This is a genomic window from Cognatundibacterium curvum (genome assembly GCF_014284235.1).
GTDB classification, from domain to species: Bacteria; Pseudomonadota; Gammaproteobacteria; order Burkholderiales; family Burkholderiaceae_D; genus Undibacterium; species Undibacterium curvum.
This window is the reverse complement of sequence record NZ_JACOGD010000014.1, coordinates 1-18210: the sequence shown is the minus strand read 5'-3', so window position 1 is coordinate 18210 and position 18210 is coordinate 1. Positions and strand designations below refer to the sequence as shown.

Below are 18210 nucleotides of genomic sequence, written 5' to 3'. Positions count from 1 at the left end.
CGGAATTAGCGCATCAAAATATGTGAATGCGCTTTTTCCTGAGGATAAAATACATAACAAGTGTAATCATGATTTCGGTCAGGTAAACACTGGCCAATAATCCACCCCATCCCCAATAGCTAGTCGCGATAATCGCATACACGATATGCACTGGGCCAGCTACCATATAGACGCGACTAAGTGCCGCCCCCTCACCCAGCGCCAATAATCGCCACTGAGCAAAAACCGTGGCGACTGCGATCACCACTGGTAGCACAGCAAATGCTTTGAGATAAATACTAATCCCCTCAAAGGCCGTACCAAAATAATATTTCGCGATCAGATCTGCCCCGAAGAAAACCACAAGAGCCCCCACTATTTGCGTGCCTACCAAAGCGATCCAACCTAAACGGTTTAGCTTTACAAACTCTTCACTTTGATAGTTACGTCCCATAGCAGCAAAGCGTGGAAATAAAGCACTCGCGATGGGTTGAATGAACCCCTGAATTGCAAAACGTATTTTGTCGCTTGCGGCAAAAAAAGCGACTTGTTCCGGTGTGCCTAAAAACTTTAACAAAGTAAGATTGACCACCGTATATAAGCTGATAAAGATGTTGGAAATGAATACATGCCAACCCTCACGCAACATATCTCGCATACGTATCCAGCTTACCGGCACCCATTCGAAAACCTTCTGCTGCCTTAACACGATAAATGACATTAACGCTGCCAGTAAGCCAGGTGCATTTAACAAAGCACCTGCCAGGACTACGTCATCCGGTGTATGAATGAAAAAGAAAATTGGTGGCAACACAAGCAAACGGGAGAGTCCGGTAATCAGAGCCAGGTCTCTCATTCTTTCTATGCCCTGAAACAACCAGGTGGGAAACAGAGCATTACCGTAAACACCTGTGAAAGTTGCAGCAATCAGCCAAATTGATGTGTGCAAAGCTGGGATCAGCCAAACCAACACAACGCAAACCACGGCCATCAAACAAGCCAGCAAAAGCTTCACCGCCAGCGTATTACTAACAATTTCAGAAATATTTTTGACACTCCCCGGTGCCAGTGCGATCAGCCTTGTGGCCGTAATTCCAAACCCATAGTCAGTCACCAACACAAAATATTGAACAAAAACCTGGGCAAAACTGAGTGCCGCAAATTGCTCAATCTCCAGCTTCCTGGTCAGATAGGGCAAAGTGAGCAATGGAGACAGATAGATAATTCCCTGCACAAATACAAGATATAGAATATTTTTTGCGGCAGATGACATGAAATCAGGCAGGTTGTCTAGAAAAATAAGGCCAAGGAATTGTAACCGAAGCCAACAAATTTGTTACCAAAGACAATATTTATCTTTTGAAATGAAAAAAACCTGAGCATAAACAATATGCCCAGGTTTTTCTAAGGACGCCCTGAAATCACGAAAACTTCAGATATGCTTTCAACTGACGCCACTTCTCTTCCTGCTCAGGTGTTTTTGGCTTGCTCGCTGCTTCTTTCAGGAATGCGAGTACCAACGCAAGTATTAAGCCTAAGAAAGCAAATGCGAGAATGATGATCGAACGTTTAGGCTTGTCTTTCAACTCAGGCTCAACTGCTTTATCCAGTACCTGAATCAGTGGAATATCCTTAGCCTCGTCCAGGCGCGCAACCTCATACTGCTTAGAAAGCAGCTCATACAGCATTTGATAGTATTTGGCATCTCGCAGTAATTGAACACTGCTGCTGCCCGAAGTTTCTCTAACTTTCGCTGTACCTGCATCAGTAGTAGACGGCGTTCCATTCTCCAACTTTGCTAATTCTTGCTGCATTCCCAGCAATTCCTGACTGACACGCTTATATTCCTGATTGTTCGGTGTCACAAAAGCCTGCATCGCTTTGAGTTGAATTTCTTTTGCAGAAATAGCAGCACGCAGCTTTGCCACGGTTTCCAGCACAGCTTTACTTTGCGCATCAACGCTCAACATGCCTTTGCTATCAATACCCGACGATAAAGCTGTTTCTGCGGCAATCATTTTATCTTTTGCCTGCAATAACTGCTTTTCGTAGAAAACACGACGTTGAGATGCTTCAGTTAAGGCAAAAGTACTGGTCAATACAATCAGTTCTTCCACATAGGCATTAGCAATTTCAGCAGCAATTTTCCGATCCTTGTCTTCCACCTCAATAGAAATAATATTGTCCTTACCCGAAGAGATTGCAGAGTTTGCTTCCAAAACTTTACGTGTTGTTTCCGTGAACTTTTGCTCATACCTCGATTGCAGATCAAAACGCTTGATCAGCTTGTCAGTCAGCAAACGACTCTTCAGCATAGAAACGTACAAGTCATTGGGGTTTTTTAAGCCCAATGCAGCGCCCGCACCACCCGCCAAGCCACCTAACTGACTCAGCATCGCGGACGCCGTAGACTGACTCTGCTGCGGAGGCAATACTTTGGTATTCGCCTTATACACTTTAGGCATCGCAAAGCTGATCAATAGTCCAGCAAGTCCAAACAGGACTGGGTATAAAATGATCTTACTTTTATGTTTCGCCAGCACCAGCATCAGATCCATCAAACTGATGCCATCCTCGTCTTCATCATGCATAGCAAATTGATTTTCTTGATTCATGACTGTCATGCTTATTGCCTCAAACTCTTAATTGCCGCTGCACTGATGCCAAATCCCGATAAGATTTGCGCCCAGTCTTTAAGTCCGTTAATCACAGATTTATAGGCAGTCTCTTTATTCAAACGCTCGGGCACCACAATGCTGTCGCCAGGCATGACCTCGGCAGAACTGACACTGGAGAACCAGCCACGCCCGGTAGAGGACAAGACCGTACCATTGGCACGCAGCACAAAAATGCCTTCCAGGTCAGCTTCAGATGTGACACCGGCATTCGCCAGATATTTTTCAACTGTAGTACCCTTACGCCAGATCACTGAGGACTCTTGATTAACAGCACCAAAAATATGCACGAAATCAGGACGGCTAGGAATGATCAATTGATCGCCATTCTCCAACTTTAATTGCGGCAATTTGTCAGTATTTTCATCGCTGGCTGACAAATCTAAAGAGACACGACCCGTCGCTTTCAATTCGCGCATACGTGCCAAGGCTTGCATACCTGACTCTTGTTCGCTCTTGACTTTTAGTGCTGCCAACTGTGCATCCGCACCTGACTGATTTGCTGCCGCTTTGGCAGACTCAGTACGTAGCTGAGACTCAAGCCGGCGAACCGTTTTTTCCAGATTGACCTGCTGCTCGGCACGTACTTTGTCGCGATAAAATTCCGTACCAAATAAATAGGCGTTTGAGGTTGCACCACCGGCTTTGGCCACCAAGCTCTGCAGGGTCTCACCCGGAGCCATTTGATACACTCCAGGCACATTCACTTCGCCCTCGATACGCGCATATACTTTACGCTTAGCGACCGGAACACGGATATCATTTTGCGAAAACACAGTGACCGCATCGCCAGCCTGCAATTGCAGATTATCTTCAGCATTTGCTGTATCCAAGGCGCGGCCAAGATTGAATGGAATCAAACTGACATTCAGCGTAGCACGGTCTATACGCTCAATGACTGCATAATCCCAGTTCACATCATCGAACAAATTACCGATACGTGCAGACAGTGAGCTTGCATTTTCTTTTTTCTCATCCTGACCATCTACCGTCTGCTGCAGCAAAATATCATTCTGACGCTGCACAGAAGCACGTGTGATCAGGCTTTCACGATTTGGGATCAGATCGCGAATGCGCATGCCGGATTTGAACGGAACACGTAAAGCCTGATTCACATTACCACGCAAAGTCACCGCATTCGCAAAGTCAGGCGTAATTGCAGTCACTGTCAACAAATCGCCATTCTTTAATGTCTTAGCAAGACCTGCTCCATTAAGTGCAAATTCTTCGACAGTGCGTGGCTGTGACTTACTTGGATCAAGACGCTCCAGAAAGGCTCTGCGCGGATCAGCTACGACAGGCATGCCTCCGGCCAGATCCAGCACACTGGAAATGGATTCGTTCGCCGTTTTCAATTCAAAAATGGCTGGTGTATTAACTTTACCCGTCAGTGCGATATGCCCGACTGCTGCCGGGATAAAAATGGTATCTCCATCCTGAAGCTTGATATCACTGCTCTTATCGCCTTTTGCAATAAAGGCATACAGATCCAGACTACCCTGCACTTTGCCATTACGCTTCACTTGCACATTACGCATAGAGCCAGCAGCGTTTGGGCCACCACTCACAAGAAGTGCCGTGACCAAAGTTGAAAATCCAGAAACTGTGTAAGAGCCAGGTTTTCTGGCTTGCCCGACCACATACACCGTGATCGCGCGCAAGCGCCCAAAACTGACATTCACAGTAACGTCGCGATAAAGCTTGGCAATCGAAGAACGAATTACCGCCTCGGCGTCTGATGCTTTAACACCAGCCAGGTTGATATTTCCTATAGTAGGGATACTGATGGCACCGTTCCTGTCAACGACCGCACGGTAATCGACATCAAGACTGCCCCAGGCCCGTATCAGTAACTCATCACCGGCACCCAGCATGTACTCGGATGGTACGGGGGTATTTTGCAAAGGCGCAAAACTACTTGGTGTATTTTGGAAAAAGTCAGCGCCAAACACAGGTAAATTTTTTCCGGTTGCATAACGGACAAAGTTTTGGAACTCACTGTTTTCGATCTTTTCAGTCTTTTCAGCATGCTTATTTTCAACACGCTGCGACACCTCATCCGCTGCGGATCTGGGCGGCGCTTGCAATGCAGGCTGATTGGTAATGCGCGGCTGTTTCGACATCAAGGATTGCACATCCGTCGCTTGCACATCAGCCTGCTGTGCAAATGCACTGCCAGCCACCAGCAAAGCGACTACTGGTAAGGTACTCTTCATAATTTGATGCATAGGGTGTACGTTAAATTGGTGTATGAGCTTACGAAATAATTTATTTAATGCATATCTGACAGGTTATCAGGCAGCATCACGCGACAGTTTGTGGTTGTCGTCCGCTTCAGAAGCGCGCTCACCGACTGTCATCCAAGGCTTGATTTTAAATCGCACAATCATTGCATAAAATATGCAATAGCAAAGAATGAATATGCCAGTAAATAATAAAATTAAAGGCGTATTCGACCAGCATAACACTGCCGGAATAATAGAAAATGCAGTCAGTCCCCACAGGTAAGGGGCGGTCATAGAATTACGTTTGACCATATGTGCGGCTTCTTTCGAGCCTATCATATGCCTGACTAAGCGCTTATAAACCAGCGAATGCAAGTGTATCGCATCCGGCAGGCCTGCTGGCAAACCACGGATGATCTTGCGGCGATAGATAGAAAATACAGTTTCCCACACTGGGTAAATCACCAATAGCAGAGGGAACCAAGGTGAAACTGATGGGTTGCGGTACACCAGCATGACGCAAATTTCCGCGATCATGAAGCCCCACAGATAGGCGCCGCCATCACCAGCAAAAATTGTTCCGCGTGGATAATTCCAGAATAAAAATCCCAATGTTGCACCTATCAGGGCAATACACTGCCCCAGCAGAAACACATCACCAACCTGATAACTGACATAGGCCAGCGCGGACAATATCATCAACACTACCGTTCCGGCTAATCCATTAAAACCATCGATGATATTCATCGCGTGAGTAATACCACCGACGGCAAGCATGACTAATAAAGCATTCAGGATGAGGTAACTGGTGACCAGATGATCCAGCAAAGGCAAACCTAAGCGCACCAGTTTTGCATCCAACAACCACATCCCTAGCAAGGCAGCAACAAAAGCGGCTAACAAGCGCTTTAAAGGACTAACTTTCTTTGTGACATCTTCGATGATCCCAGCCAGCCAGACAGGCAAAATAGCAAGTACAAACCACAAACTATTGACATGCCACTCCCCAAGATATAGGACGCTTAAGGCCGACAACAATCCAGCAAATATGGGGACGCCACCAATGCGTGGGGTCGCACCATGATGCATTTTTTGGGGACCAGAACCACTTTGATCGGCAGAAAATTTGTGGTGAGCATGTTTGTAGTAAATCAACAAAAAACACACACTCCAGGATACAACTGCCGCGATAAATAGAATAGCCGCCATGCTCACACTTATAAAAATATATACAACAATAATATTACCAGACTGAAGCGGAATTCTTTCATTCTGTATTCACAAGATCGGGTAAGCATAAAAAAATGAACTAACCGGCAAATAGAAAAACTTCGCATATATTACGCAACTAACATTTCTATTTGATTACCACTTAGTACTCAGCAACAACTCTGCACATCCGTTCCCGCACTAAGATTTTTTCAGCCAAAAACCGGGTAGTTGCAATCACGCTGGGTTGATAGCCTCAAACAAACCTGACTAAAAATCTAATCATCGAGCAAACAAAATCGGAAGTACACAAGCCAATCGACAATCCGCTAATCAGTCCGCTTTTTGTCGGAATGGTCTTAACTGCGACCAAAAGCGTCCTCCAGCCGGACAATATCGTCTTCTCCGAGATAGCTGCCGGACTGTACTTCAATGATTTCCAAAGGAATAACACCAGGATTCCTCAACCTGTGCACTTCTCCCAATGGGATATAGGTCGATTGATTTTCTGTGATCAACTTAACTTCTTCGCCACAAGTGACCTCAGCGGTCCCCTTTACAACTATCCAATGTTCGGCACGATGATGGTGCTGTTGCAAACTCAGACTGGCGCCAGGCTTGACCTGTATACGCTTAACTTTGAAACGGTCTGACTCGTCTATACTGTCATACCAGCCCCAAGGCCGAAACACTTTCCGGTGTAAGGTATGTTCAGCACGACCTTGCTGTTCCAGCATGGACACGACTTTCTTGACTTGCTGACTCTGCTTACGATCGACAACCAAGACTGCATCCGCCGTCTCCACGATAACAAGGTCCTCAACACCCACAGCACTGACTAAACGATTAGATGCATAAATCAAAGTGTTACTGGAATCCGCCAAAAAAGCATCGCCAACTAACATATTGCCATTGCTGTCATGTTGACCAGTTTGCCAAACCGCATCCCATGCACCGAGGTCACTCCAACCTGCTACAAGCGGTATCATACTGATGTTAACTTCTGAACCTGGGCAGCTCTCAATCACAGCATAGTCAACTGATTCACTGGCTACCTGATCAAACAAAGCTTTATCTGGACGGATAAACATCGCATCATCGGAGCGGCTTTCCCATGCAGCGCTGACAGTCCGCAAAATATCAGGACGAAACTTTTTCAGTGCATTAAGCCATGTACTCGCTTTTAAGACGAACATGCCACTATTCCAAGCGTAGTTGCCGCTACTCAGGTACTGGACTGCAGTCTCTAAATCTGGTTTCTCCGCAAATTTCAGCACTTTATGTTTACCTGACTGCCCCAGATTTCCATCGTAGTGTATGTATCCATAGCCAGTTTCTGGCCGGTCAGGCGTGATACCAAGAATAACAATTTCACCACTGACCGCTGCCTGTACACTTTGGCGCAAGGCATCAGTCATAGCTGATTCGTCAACTACAGTCTGATCAGCTGGCGTGACGACCAAAATTGGATCCTCTCCATGTACATTTGCCTGTAATGCGGCCAGCGTAAGTGCAGGCGCTGTGTTACGTGCCACTGGCTCAAGCAGCAGCCTGGCATCGACTTCTTTCAACTCACGCAACTGATCCAGAGCTAAAAACCGATGATCTTCATTCGTGACAATTAAAGTTTCATTAACCAGAAACTCATTCCCAGCTATTGAATTAACACGGCAAACGGCTTGCTGGAAAAGGCTGCTTTGGCCATTGAGCACCAAAAATTGCTTAGGAAATCCAGTACGGGAAAGCGGCCACAAGCGAGTACCGGAACCACCGCACAATATGACAGAAACAATCTTAATCATCAGTTACTTTCTTCGGTAGCAGTAGTGCGAAGCTGAGGAAATTCGTCTCATTTTGAAGTATTTCAAGTGATTAACTAAAAACACCCCAAAGAAATCGCAACGAAAGTTTGTCAAATCAACTAACGTTCCGCACCTGCTCACTGGTTTTTCCAAAACGTCGCTCGCGTTTATGGAAGGAAGCAATAGCTTCATCGAGCGCTTCCGCGCCAAAGTCAGGCCAAAATGTTTCTGTAAAATAGAATTCTGAGTAGGCCAATTGCCACAAGAGGAAATTAGAAACACGCGATTCACCGCCGGTGCGTATCAGCATGTCAGGTTCGGGGCCGTATGCCATAGAAAGTTTTGAAGAAAGCAACTCCTCTGTCACATCCCCGGCTTTCACGCCATCGGCGATCAACTGGTTACACGCGTTGACGACATCCCAGCGACCACCATAATTTGCACAAATAGTCAAAGTCAGCCCGGTATTGGCCGCAGTTTCAGACTCAGCCAAGCGCACTAAATCCTGCAAATCTTTATCAAAACGACTCAGATCACCGATTACTTTGAGACGGATATTATTTTCACCCATTTTGCGTATTTCGCCGACCAGCACCTTGCGGAAAAGCTGCATTAACAAAGAAACTTCTTCCTGAGGACGACGCCAATTTTCAGAACTGAATGCAAATAAAGTTAAAAACTCAACTCCACGATTTACACAGGCTTCAACTACCTTATTTACCGTCTTTACACCTTTTGCATGTCCTGCAAAGCGCGGTAAAAAGCGTTTTGTCGCCCAGCGACCATTGCCATCCATAATAATAGCTATGTGCCTAGGCATATTTCCGTTCGCCATCACATCCGCATTTTTACTTTTCATACAATTCTCAAATTATTTACTCGGGACACCAAATGGAATGCTTATTGTCGCATCAACAACAGTTGAATTCAATTGGCCTTTGAATGATTTTACCCGCCCCACCCCAAACTTCAGTTGTGTATAACGATTTAACCCATAAGTCAGATAAGCCAGACTCTGCACAATTGCACCACCCTGACTATTCACACCGCCGCCGCCCGCTGCACCGGCAAGTATCTCTCCAGACACCCCTAAACCATGCGATATATTTGCGGACCTCATACCCAGACCAGCTAAACCGACAGAATAGCCACCAGCGTTTCCACTAAATCCACTATGTGCCTGAGCGGACATAAACAGACCTGCATTTAGATCACGATTGATTTTCAAGCCCATCGTGCTGAGAGCCTGATCGCCGCCGGAATAACGGCTGGCCTTGACATAATGTTGAACACTCGCTGCCCATTCCATACCGCGAATAGCGCGGTCAGCTCTCGAGAGACCAGCGTCATCCAGAACTATCCCCAGATTCAAAGTTCCGTACTTCGCTTTAAATTGACCGTCGGGTGCATTGACTAAGCCGCCTTCCAACGTGACAAACACTTCAGGAGTAATATCTATTTTCGAGTAAAGCCCTGCTTTTGCAATCAGACCTCCGCCTGTCGGTACCTTACCGCCACCGCCCATACCTACAGAAAAACGACTTCCCAAATGCAAAGAATCTGAAAACACAGGAATCTCATAAGCGACCCCGCCTAAAATCTCGGCATATCCATCCGCACCGCCCCTAACAGCGGCACCGGCCTCAATTCCCCACAAGACATTTTTAGAAAGAAATTGCTCAGATCTGAAGCCGGCATAACCTAAGGATCCCACATAGGGCTTTGCAGCAAGATCAGCAATACCATGCCGAGGCTGATACACCCCACCCGTGAGCTGCATCCTATCGAAACCAATTCCACCCCGCACCACTCCGGCAAAAGAGCGCCCCGCAGTTGCTGAATCTGCATAATTGAAATCGGTATCAAAGCCAATAACCAGACCAGCCTGATTTGAACGTATCTGTCCGTTAGGAAAGCGTACTTGAGACAGGGAGAGCCCGACTTCAGTACGTCCTGACTTCCAAGTTAAATCTATATGAGGCCGAAGCATAAGCCCCCCCCCGACTGCAGCAGCGCCGCCGCCACCACCGCCAGCATATAAGCCAGCTTTTCCATACACATCTGCAAACAAATGCCGCCTTAAAGCCAACTCGGCTCCACCAGTAAAGAAACCACCGCGTTGTCCGGATATCGCACCATAAGCAGCCGGACCAATTTCAACAGTCTCATTTACTTTCAGCAGGTAACTACCACCTAACAAACCCATGGTTTCGTTTTGTGGCAGGCCAATTTTTTCGATGCCAAACTGCACATGGGCTGCTTTACTTGCAATTTCGAATTCAGGAGATGAGGTCGTCTGCTGTGCATGCACATGAGAAAAAGTAAGCGAGCATACAATCACAAGCGGAAATGAGGCGCTTTTTTTAATTTTCATTTTTAAATGAGGCTTGATATCAGACTGCTAAAGGCAATCACTAATTTACTTGAGCAAGATTCCTGAATTCTGTATGCAGGAAATCATATCATTCGGATAGTGTTAACTGGCAATGCAAATTTGCCACATTACTTAAGGAAAACTACTTGCAATCTGCGTCAGAAGTGCATTGTATCAATGCTTTGGATACGAAAGAAGCATTAATTTTGCACTTAGATATGTTAATGGGGTTTATATCTGTGCTAATAAAAAAAGCGGCTCTACATCAGCCGCCTGTTGCAGATGCATCGCAAGTCGCATCTTTATCGGGATTACATGTCCTGGCTCGGCCAAGAAAATTTAACTTTACTCTGCGCGTCACTGAGTTATAAGTAAAAGAAACGGTTCCAGCCTGAGGCTGCTGTACACTCGTTTTTGTGCGGCTCCTGCCATTACCCGTGTAGGAAACATAAGCCGAAGAGCTATCTGTGAAAACACTGGTTACATTAAATTTACTTGATAACGCGTCGTGAGTAAAAATAATCTTCTCATTGGAATCTGCCTTCAAATTACCATTATCATCTACAAAAATGGTCCAGCCCGATTTCCAATTACTTCCATCGGTAGCAACCATTGTGACTTGCGCCCCACGCTTTATGGCCTCAGCGCGAGCAAGGTTGACACCTGCATAAAATTCTAAGGTCGCAGTCTGCAATCTTTGGCTATCGATAAATGAATTAAATGAGGGTGCCGCAAGTGCCATCAGGATCGCTGCTATAGCAAATGCTATCAGCAACTCTACTAATGAAAAACCACGATGTAAACGATAGAAATTTATTTTTCGCATGGCTCACCAGCACAAATCTTTAGTTCCCTGGCTTCCAGTAAAACCCTTGACGCCAGTACTCGTGAGAGTCAAATTTCCGCATACCGCGTCACTAAAGGCCTTATTTACATTAATAGTTCCAGGCATAGCAGTTAGCAACACACAACTTTGAATGACATCGCCAGTACAGGCTGTTGCTTTAATCTCATAATTACTGACTGGCGCAGTTGCACCGGAAAACCAGGTAAATTTCTTTTCGGCAGCGTCAGTAGATGATTGAGAAAAAACAATATAACTGTTGTTCTGTGTGTAAAACTGCTCTTCTTGTAGCATCAGTTTTACCAATGCCGTCTTTGCCTCTGCCCGCTTGGTTTTTAAGGCATGCGATTGATAGGCCGGAACGGCGAACGCAGTAATCAGGCCAAGAATGGCCACTACGATAACTAACTCTATCAAACTGAAACCGTTATTTTTTTTCATAACTACCCCGATATACACAATTTACGAACCACCTGCCGTAGCAGCTTTTTTCAATTCTTGCCAATTCCTGATTTCCTGCCAACTGATACGACCTGCGCGGGTAACTGCATCAGCCGCTGCTGAATTCTCAGTTGTAATGCCTGAAGAGTTACCGGTTCCTGCTGTTCTGACAGAAATCTTTGTAGTGATTCTGCGTGCGCCAGTCCCTGTCCTGTCACCCGACGACGTAGAGATATTTATCACGATCGGGGAAGTAAGTAAGCCGATGGTCGATATAGTGCCGGTAACTTCATTATTCATGCCGGTCAGGACGTCGACCGCGTATTTCCTGCCACTTCCTCCCGAACATGGGTCGGAACTAAGGATAAGCGTATTGAAAAACAAATAATTACCTGCGAGCGTACCAGTCAGCGTGTGATGTATACGCTCACCTGTATTTTGAGAATTAGAAAAATCCAAATACCATCCTTTTTTGGTTCCTGTTACTACACCATACACAAATTTATTCCCTCCGATTCGGAAGCCACTACCATCCGCAGTAAGCGTCCGCGGTTCTAACTCGCTGCGACTAGCTACCACATCACTGTCATATGTCGTATCTAAAATTGCATAGTACGAATTAGACATGTAGTTAGACGGAGTAACATCAAAGGTCTCCATGTACTTTCCGGTCCCGAAAGTCAGGATGTAGCCGCCGCCAGGAGCGAAAACAATTTGTGGTTGCACAGTGATAGGCTGTACTGAACCACTTGAATTTTTTGCTGTGAATACCGGCTTACTCGCGACTTTGGCTTTATCCAGGCTCCCAGCAGTAAAGTCGAAGCGCCATAAATTCCCTTGTAAATCTCCCGCATAGGCATAACTCACTGCCCCATTTGGACCATAAGCTACATTGGGGGCACCGAGGCCATTTTTAGCCGTACTATCCTTGATAGGTGTCATTAATTTAAAGTAATTACTACCTCTAACCCATGGGTCTGACGGTCTCTTATCTAATGAAAGGATGAATAGTGCACCCTGCCCTGTCGCATTAACGTCATAGTCATAATTATTATAACCACTCGAAATCACGACAAAGTTACCAAATGTAGGACTTGTCGCAGTACCACCGGTACGGAATTTTGCGATCATTGGCGGGGAGAGTACGTACCCCATATCCTTATCAACTTTATCGGTGAACTCCCATAACGCACCTATTCCACCAGAAAAATTAGCAGGATTGGTCACATCGAGTGCAAAAACACCCTTGTTTCCAGCCCCCATACCTGCGACCAATAAGGTTTTCCAAACGCCATTAACCTGTGCTTCCTTAACTGTAATACGGCCATCCACATAAGAACTGTGGCTATAATAAGGATCAGTCAGTTCATTCAAGCTTGAAATCAAGGCATTAGGAATGTATGAAAATATCTCCTGACCATTTACTGCATCGAACGCATGCAACATGCCATCATTGGACCCAACATATACAGCTGTCTGACGATTTTTGTTAGCCGAATAGAACTCACTATAGCCTACGCCAGTCACATTTTTTGCTGGAGCACCATAATAAACTGGCGCGCTGTTGACGATGTCGCCCAACACGCTGTCACGTGTCCGGAATTTTCCGGTGGTATTTCCACTCGCGTCCTTACCTTGCTCCAGAGTACGCACGCCACGTAAATATTGTATTCGGTCACTGGCGAGGTTATCTGTGATGCCCGTATGAGGATCCGTATTTAACGCAGCTAAATCTGATGCACTAAAGTTACCAGTACCACTTGCAGAGAAGCTTACGAGTGCCAGAGAACCATCAGCAGAAATTTTCGATGTATAAATTTTCCTATCAGCTGGCAATGGGTTGGGTGGAAGCTTAGTTACAGGATCACCAGTCAAAATCACACCCGCATCCCAGACAGCGCTAGGATTTGCAGCCGTTGCCGAAAGTTTTTTTAAACTTCCCGACCATTTCTCTGCTTTAAAACCGGGCTCATACACAAAAGGATTATCGCTTGAACTGGTAGAGCTGATCCCTACTCCTGCAAGCGTTCCCCCGCTTGACGCGACAGTTTGGAAAATAGAATTTATCGCTGCCATCATTCGCTTAGGATTACTGGCCAGGAAGAAGTTATCTGGATCAGTACCATTCCCACTGGCCCATTCCTTATTATTTGCAATGGCGGTTTTGCCATCTGAATCGAAGGTCATAAATGGATTTTTATCCAGATTCAAATCGCTAAAGCCACCATATTTTGCAGTCAAATAAAGCTGCGACACTCTTGGACCAGTATTTGCGCGAGCAGTGTTATCTATAGAACCATTCCCGTTTTCATCAACGTCTATCGTAAAAGTTTTAACCCTTACAGGTTTATCCAGACGAATATCATTATTCCGCGCCCAATATGCTGTGCCAACCATATAGAACGTGGCTCCGCTGGACCCGGTATATGCACTTGCCATATTAGCTAGTGAAGCAACTGGCGCACTATTTCCTGAACTGGAACTTGACTCCATCGCAGCTACGAGTGCGGTTTGAGCTTTTGCATCAAATGCAGGCCACTGCGATGTCGCAGCATCAGCAGGCCTTAAACCACGCCCGGCCCCAGCCAAAGTCCCCCCCGGAATGAAAGTATCCTGGTGGGTATTTGCATCACCAATAGCAATAATGTAATTTTTCTGACAAGACGCTTCAATCGGATCTGTCCAGTTTGTCAACACCTGAAAGTTATCCTGCATCGCAGCAGTAATTCCCGAGATAGCGCTAGATGTAGGCGCTTTTCCTTGCAGATAGCGGATACTCTCGTAATACAATTCCCCTAAGGGATCGTACCCCTTGTAACTACCCGTACGTCCAAATTTGTTAAGATAGTTAATGACACCACTATTCCCTGTAGCGTCATTTTCAGGATTATCATAATAAATGCCAGTTAGGGGATTCCATTCTGGACGGGTATTCACCTCTTCAGCAAAACCATTCGTTGCACGATACTGCTTACTGCCCACGTACTTCAGGGGGGCACGTAACACACCACCATATCGTGTATTCACGTTATCCATCAAATAACCAAATGCTCCGTAGCGCACACTATTCTGATTACGCTGCATCTGCCCAACTGGTTTATAGGTACCATTCGGATATTGCAAACACAAATCCGTCCTGGATGTATTTTCTTGCGCGTCACAAACTTGTACGCGCACAAGAAACTCTCCGAGAACACGATCTGATCCAATATCAAGGCGCGTGTCAGAATTAATGTCATTATTCGGGTAAGTTCGCTGAGTTCCACAGCCGCCAGTCACATTCACATCCGTAAACATGATTTTATTATTGCAATTTAATACGTATAAAGTTGCAACGTCATAAGGAGTTACTCCTCTTGGCGCACTCATCGTTGCGGAAGCTACAACTACTTTCCGGCGGAAATAGCCACTATTATAAAAATCAGGTAAGTAAGCTCGTTGCAATACTGTTTGAGAAGAGGAATCAACTATTCTATCCCCGCCGGTTAATGAGAGGCGCAACATATCGATAGACGAAGACGAAGCCCAATTCATAAAATTTCCGCTGAATGAGTTACCACCACATTCGTAATTCGCATCCGCATCTTTTGATATGGAAAAATAACCGTTCGCCATATCAGAAGTACTTACTGTCCTACTGGTAATTAGGTTCCCATTCTTATCTCTGGAAAATGTTTTAAACCCACCATTGACATAACATTTTTTTGAGTTGAAATAGCCTATATATTCAACCGCTTTACTGTAATCACTGGCATTGGTGTAAGCAGCTTTCACTGTTGGAAACTCAACTGACAAGTCCAGCAATAAGTTGGGGCGAACGTTACCACCGCCCGAATACAGCGGTTCACTCGCCAGACTGACTGTTGGTGGTGCGGCAAACGCACTCAACATGAGTGAGCTCGCCGCAACGAACAAAACCAGGTGAGCAGGCAGGCCCAATGATGTCAACTGCCGGGTAAATATGTGTCGCATCATGACTTCTCTGCCTTCCGATAAAACGATTGCAAAACAACTTGGGTATTTTCATTTGCACCAAAACCAATGGCAGTAATTCGGAACAAATATTTAGTCTGTTCGTCAGCCTTACGACCAGCTTCTAAGTCCTGCACAGCTTCTATAATGTAACGTGGCAATTTAGCTGGAAAGGAACTCTTTCCGGTCACCATGGACTGTCCCGTAAAACGACCGAATTTAACCGACGCGGAGCCAGATGCATCAGATGCCAAATCAATCATAAACCAAACTGGCGTCTGTCCTTGCGATGCAGGTAAGCACATGCCCTGATATAAATTTGCTTCCCCGGTTGCACAACCGGCCTCAAAAAACAGATTCGACTTAGGATCAAATGTATCTGCACGGCTGCCCGCAATGACAGTTTGCGGATCGATATCCATTTCCGCATCTTTCAGAGCAGCTTCCGCTGCCATCAGTGCAATTTGCCTGTCTCTGTCGTTGCGGGATGCCTTTTCGCCCTGCATAGAAATAGTTGACATGGAAATACTCAATATCAATACAACGATCAACATCATTAGTGATACAAACAAAGCCGCACCCTGTTCGCGCTTTGCCAAGTGCCAAGAGAGTCGGCTTGAACGATTTCGTTTAGCAATATCCTTGAAATACATGGTCTGACTCAATTCATTTATGGAGGAGGAAGACAAGTGCCGCGATCGGTATCGACATAGCACAAATTACGCACCTGAACAGTGGTCGTATAAATTCTGCGGCTACGATTTTGCGTGCCAGCCGGTAGTTGTGATTCCATGATCGTCGTCCCTCTGTCATTGGAGCCATTGGCTGCTGCATAAGCGGATCCGAATAAATCGTATTGCGATGTCTGTTTATCAATACGAGAATTCTGTGTGCCCCGCACTAACATCGCGACTTTCACCACAGAGATTTTCTTCCAGTATGTTTTTCGATTCAAATCCTGCTTTTGTTCAGCCTGTGTTGTTCCTGACAGTACCAACGTTGAATCCAGTGCATTTACTGCGGTTGCCGTTAAATACTGATTAGCAGTACCATCCGGTGGATTACTCCTGTCAATTCCATACAAAACCTGAAAAGACTCCACACCTTTCACGATCGATTGTGCAGACCACTTCCCTGAAGCCGCGTTATAGTATTTACAGATCAACTCAGGATCATTGTTCGCATCATTTGCCACATAGTAAATACTCCAGCCCCGATCCTGATCTGCGGTACTCGGAGAAACGGGTGCAGGAACAAAAAAACCGGCGCAATTTGTCACGATGCCGTCACCTGCCCCACTACCGGAACCAAAATAGCGAACAGCGAGGACATCACTGAAATTCACGGCACTGCCGTTAGGTGTGTCAATTCCAGTTGATGTTGCGCTTACACTATTGGCATCCAGTCCGGAAATATCTGAACTTGCCGTTTCCGGGGTAATTTGAGGGGAATTATTAAAATCATAATTCACATAACCCGCCTGTCTCAAAGATGCCGCAATATTATCAAGCGCAAAGCGTGCCGTATCCTGCGTATCCTTACCTTCAGTCTGCGCAGTAAATAAGGTTTTTGTAGACACGACCAGACTTGTTGCAGCTAACACGACAATAAGGCCAAGCATCAGCGAAACCAGCAATTCAATCAGAGTCAAACCGATCTGAAATCTGAGGCGCATCACGTTGCGCGAGTTTGAGGACAATTTTGATGTATTCATCATTTCACATACGACTCAACGGTGATTGCGACACTGGGAGGTATTGTCCCATTGCTGTCTATAAAACTTCCATCCGGATTTTTGCTTTTCCATCCGATTTTAATCGTCATCCCAGAACTACCGTCCGCTGTACAAGACCAAGTTAACGCCTTCTTTGTACTGTCAAACGGTGCTGAATCGCGGCACACCATAACACGGCCTCCGGGCAATAAATCTTTAACGCGCACCAGCCATTCATAGATTTCCGCTCTCGCCAAACCATTTGCATCACAACTGGCAGCAGACGTAAAGCACATAGCGGGCGCGCTTGGCGCAGGATCAGTCAGCGAATTATAATTAATTGCCAAGTATGGATTATTTGCATCCCCCCCCTTCATCACAGCATCGCTTGAGCGCATTTTGTCAGCCAATTCGCTTGCCAGTGCCACCGCAACGGATTGAAAGCCACTTTGCTGTGTCGTTCTTACAGCCGCCAGTTGTAAGCCTGCAGCACCTATAACGCCTATGGCGAGTACAAATACCGCAATCAATACTTCAACAAGGGAGAAACCCTGAGTATGTTTCAATTTCATAGCTTCCTACCATGGTATACGCGTATCGGTATTGTAGATGTGGGAGAGAAAATCAGGTAACCGTTTGTCTATCGTAATATGCCAGTTATCGGAATTTTTGAGGAATATGATCAGGTATTGTGCGCTTCTGTTTTGCGAAACGTCAAAGTACGCTGGACCAGGTACTGCAACGCCTTCAAGCGCTGCAATCAACACGATTAGCTACATATACAACAAAGGGAGAACGCGTGAGCGTTCTCCCTTTGTTTTTATTTTCTGATTTTTGTTTTTTGGTTTATGTTTTTTGCTCTTCGGCTGTTAGCTGCTTGCCGTCATGTGCAGTCTGGATACAGCCCTTCAAAGCCCAATCCTCAGACCTACAAGCAAAGCGCAGAGCACATGAAGCGAACCTAAAAGCCTAAAG

At 45.8% G+C, this 18210-nt stretch carries 13 protein-coding genes; all 13 read right to left on the bottom strand.

The genetic code is table 11. From position 1 onward, the window contains the following. Positions 1–13: 13 nt before the first annotated feature. The 13 genes from H8K43_RS18285 to pilV all read right to left on the bottom strand — a co-directional run bounded on the left by H8K43_RS18285 (position 14) and on the right by pilV (position 17807). On the bottom strand, positions 14–1252 hold the full coding sequence (locus tag H8K43_RS18285) for an oligosaccharide flippase family protein (RefSeq protein ID WP_186905189.1): 1239 nt from the start codon (positions 1250–1252) through the stop codon (positions 14–16). A gap of 148 nt (positions 1253–1400) precedes the next feature. Continuing rightward, the gene (locus tag H8K43_RS18280) at positions 1401–2537 is read right to left on the bottom strand and encodes a GumC family protein (protein ID WP_186905215.1); all 1137 of its coding nucleotides are present in this window, start codon (positions 2535–2537) and stop codon (positions 1401–1403) included. 68 nt (positions 2538–2605) lie between these two features. Then, the gene (locus H8K43_RS18275; RefSeq protein WP_230404112.1) at positions 2606–4870 is read right to left on the bottom strand and encodes a polysaccharide biosynthesis/export family protein; all 2265 of its coding nucleotides are present in this window, start codon (positions 4868–4870) and stop codon (positions 2606–2608) included. Positions 4871–4948: 78 nt separating this feature from the next. Beyond that, a complete protein-coding gene (locus H8K43_RS18270; protein WP_186905188.1) occupies positions 4949–6088 on the bottom strand; it encodes an MraY family glycosyltransferase in 1140 nt (379 codons plus the stop codon). Between the two features lie 359 nt (positions 6089–6447). Further along, positions 6448–7890 carry a mannose-1-phosphate guanylyltransferase/mannose-6-phosphate isomerase gene (locus tag H8K43_RS18265; protein WP_186905187.1) on the bottom strand — a complete coding sequence of 481 codons (1443 nt, stop codon included), beginning with the start codon at positions 7888–7890 and terminating at the stop codon, positions 6448–6450. 115 nt (positions 7891–8005) lie between these two features. Then, positions 8006–8749: a polyprenyl diphosphate synthase gene (gene uppS, locus H8K43_RS18260; RefSeq protein ID WP_230404105.1), complete on the bottom strand. Its 744-nt coding sequence runs from the start codon at positions 8747–8749 to the stop codon at positions 8006–8008. A gap of 12 nt (positions 8750–8761) precedes the next feature. Further along, positions 8762–10264: a hypothetical protein gene (locus H8K43_RS18255; RefSeq protein WP_186905186.1), complete on the bottom strand. Its 1503-nt coding sequence runs from the start codon at positions 10262–10264 to the stop codon at positions 8762–8764. A 265-nt stretch (positions 10265–10529) separates the two neighbouring features. Further along, positions 10530–11090, bottom strand: coding sequence for a GspH/FimT family pseudopilin (locus H8K43_RS18250; RefSeq protein ID WP_186905185.1), 561 nt, complete (start codon positions 11088–11090; stop codon positions 10530–10532). A 3-nt stretch (positions 11091–11093) separates the two neighbouring features. Next, on the bottom strand, positions 11094–11549 hold the full coding sequence (locus tag H8K43_RS18245; RefSeq protein WP_186905184.1) for a type IV pilin protein: 456 nt from the start codon (positions 11547–11549) through the stop codon (positions 11094–11096). 21 nt (positions 11550–11570) lie between these two features. Continuing rightward, positions 11571–15524: a pilus assembly protein gene (locus H8K43_RS18240; protein WP_186905183.1), complete on the bottom strand. Its 3954-nt coding sequence runs from the start codon at positions 15522–15524 to the stop codon at positions 11571–11573. Next, positions 15521–16174, bottom strand: coding sequence for a pilus assembly PilX family protein (locus H8K43_RS18235; RefSeq protein ID WP_186905182.1), 654 nt, complete (start codon positions 16172–16174; stop codon positions 15521–15523). The genes H8K43_RS18240 and H8K43_RS18235 overlap by 4 nt, the downstream gene beginning before the upstream one ends. A gap of 17 nt (positions 16175–16191) precedes the next feature. Then, positions 16192–17238, bottom strand: a complete 1047-nt coding sequence (locus H8K43_RS18230; protein ID WP_186905181.1) for a PilW family protein — start codon at positions 17236–17238, stop codon at positions 16192–16194. Then, positions 17235–17807 (bottom strand): type IV pilus modification protein PilV, encoded by a 573-nt coding sequence (gene pilV / locus H8K43_RS18225; RefSeq protein WP_186905180.1) that lies wholly within the window; start codon positions 17805–17807, stop codon positions 17235–17237. The genes H8K43_RS18230 and pilV overlap by 4 nt, the downstream gene beginning before the upstream one ends. Positions 17808–18210: the final 403 nt, after the last annotated feature.

Coding starts and splice junctions, on each gene's coding strand:
- H8K43_RS18250 (WP_186905185.1), bottom strand. CDS start 11,090: ATGCGAAAAATAAATTTCTATCGTTTACATCGTGGTTTTTCATTAGTA.
- H8K43_RS18240 (WP_186905183.1), bottom strand. CDS start 15,524: ATGATGCGACACATATTTACCCGGCAGTTGACATCATTGGGCCTGCCT.
- H8K43_RS18245 (WP_186905184.1), bottom strand. CDS start 11,549: ATGAAAAAAAATAACGGTTTCAGTTTGATAGAGTTAGTTATCGTAGTG.
- H8K43_RS18280 (WP_186905215.1), bottom strand. CDS start 2,537: ATGGATCTGATGCTGGTGCTGGCGAAACATAAAAGTAAGATCATTTTA.
- H8K43_RS18230 (WP_186905181.1), bottom strand. CDS start 17,238: ATGATGAATACATCAAAATTGTCCTCAAACTCGCGCAACGTGATGCGC.
- H8K43_RS18285 (WP_186905189.1), bottom strand. CDS start 1,252: ATGTCATCTGCCGCAAAAAATATTCTATATCTTGTATTTGTGCAGGGA.
- H8K43_RS18235 (WP_186905182.1), bottom strand. CDS start 16,174: ATGTATTTCAAGGATATTGCTAAACGAAATCGTTCAAGCCGACTCTCT.
- H8K43_RS18255 (WP_186905186.1), bottom strand. CDS start 10,264: ATGAAAATTAAAAAAAGCGCCTCATTTCCGCTTGTGATTGTATGCTCG.
- pilV (WP_186905180.1), bottom strand. CDS start 17,807: ATGAAATTGAAACATACTCAGGGTTTCTCCCTTGTTGAAGTATTGATT.
- uppS (WP_230404105.1), bottom strand. CDS start 8,749: ATGAAAAGTAAAAATGCGGATGTGATGGCGAACGGAAATATGCCTAGG.
- H8K43_RS18270 (WP_186905188.1), bottom strand. CDS start 6,088: ATGGCGGCTATTCTATTTATCGCGGCAGTTGTATCCTGGAGTGTGTGT.
- H8K43_RS18265 (WP_186905187.1), bottom strand. CDS start 7,890: ATGATTAAGATTGTTTCTGTCATATTGTGCGGTGGTTCCGGTACTCGC.
- H8K43_RS18275 (WP_230404112.1), bottom strand. CDS start 4,870: ATGAAGAGTACCTTACCAGTAGTCGCTTTGCTGGTGGCTGGCAGTGCA.